General features: G+C 64.1%; 1 pseudogene. It reads left to right on the forward strand.

From position 1 onward, the window contains the following. Positions 1 to 73 precede the first annotated feature (73 nt). Positions 74 to 1626: pseudogene (locus KZO25_RS19810) on the forward strand (IS3 family transposase). The last annotated feature ends 31 nt before the right edge of the window (positions 1627 to 1657 follow it).

The raw sequence follows: 1657 nt of genomic DNA on the forward strand, positions 1-1657 counted from the left end.
CCCCCACTGTCAAGCTAGATGGAGCCTCAGCGGCTGTTAGACTCTGAACCATGTGGGGCGTGACGAGGTTCCGATGAAGTACTCCGACGAGCGCCGAGAAGCCATCCTCAAGAAGCTGCTCCCGCCGCATAACCGTACGGTGGCGGAGGTGGCCCAGGAAGAAGGCATCTCCGCTGCGACGCTGTACCACTGGCGCAAGAAAGCTCGGCAAGCGGGCCGTTTGCTGCCTGACCAGAGCGATGATCCCGAGGGCTGGAGCTCGCAAGACAAGTTCCACGCCGTGCTGGAGACGGCGGCCCTCAGCGAGGCCGAGCGTGCCGAGTACTGCCGGCAGCGCGGCCTCTATACTGAGCAGATCCAGCGCTGGCGGGCGAGTTGCGAAGGCGCCAACGACCGGAGCGATGCCGCCTCGAAACAGCAGAGTGAAGCTCGCAAGGCGGAGCGCCAGGAGAACAAGGAGCTCAAACGTGAGCTCCGCCGCAAGGAGGCCGCGCTTGTGGAAACCGCGGCGCTGCTGGCGTTGAGAAAAAAGGCCCGAGCGATCTGGGGGGACGAGGACGAATGATCAGCACTTCAGATCGCCAGGACGCCGTACAGCTGATCGATGAGACTCGTGCCAAGGGAGCCCGTCTGCAGGCCGCATGTGCGGAGCTTGGCATCGGCACCAACACCTACCGCCGCTGGGTACGGGGTGATCAGGATCGGCGACCACAGGCCGTGCGGCCTGTCCCGCGCCATGCCCTGTCGCCTGAGGAGCGTCAGCAGGTGCTGGAGATTTGCCATCGTCCCGAGTTTGCCAGCCTGCCGCCCGGGCAGATCGTGCCGCGGCTGCTGGACGAGGAAGGCCTCTACGTGGCGTCAGAGTCCAGCTACTACCGCATCCTCCGGGAGCATGGCGAGCAGCACCATCGTGGCCGTGCTCGTGCCCCACGCCCCAAGGGCGACCCACAGCGACACCGCGTGACACGTCCCAATGCCTGTTGGAGCTGGGATGTGACGTACTTACCGACCCAGGTGCGTGGGCAGTTCTACTACCTCTACATGATCGTCGACATCTACAGCCGCAAGATCGTCGATGCCGAGGTCTTCGACCAGGAGTCCATGGCCAACAGCAGCGAGGTCATCCAGCGCGCCGTGCTGCGCGAGGGCTGCACCAACCAGCCACTGGTATTACACGCCGACAACGGCTCCGCTATGAAGGGGTCGACGCTCCAAGCGACACTGCAGCGACTGAACATCACCCCGTCATACAGCCGCCCCCGGGTCTCCAATGACAACGCGTTCTCGGAGTCACTGTTCAGGACCTGTAAGTACCGGCCCGACTACCCGGCGGACGGCTACGAGAGCCTGTCAGCGGCGCAGCAGTGGGTGACTGGCTTCGTGCGCTGGTACAACCACGAGCATCGCCACAGCGCCATACGATTTGTTACCCCGGTTGAGCGGCATGCCGGCCAGGATGACGAGGTGCTGGCAAGGCGAGACGCCATCTATGCCGAGGCGAAACGACAACACCCGGGGCGGTGGAGCGGTGCCACCCGCAACTGGTCACCGCGCCGGACGGTCTGGCTGAACCCGGACCAGGAAGACCCGCTGGTTCAACGCGATCAGCGATTAGAAGCCGCCTGATTCCAGGTTCCAACAAGCTTGACAGGCATCG

It is taken from the genome of Halomonas sp. ANAO-440, from assembly GCF_019915905.1.
GTDB classification, from domain to species: Bacteria; Pseudomonadota; Gammaproteobacteria; order Pseudomonadales; family Halomonadaceae; genus Halomonas; species Halomonas chromatireducens.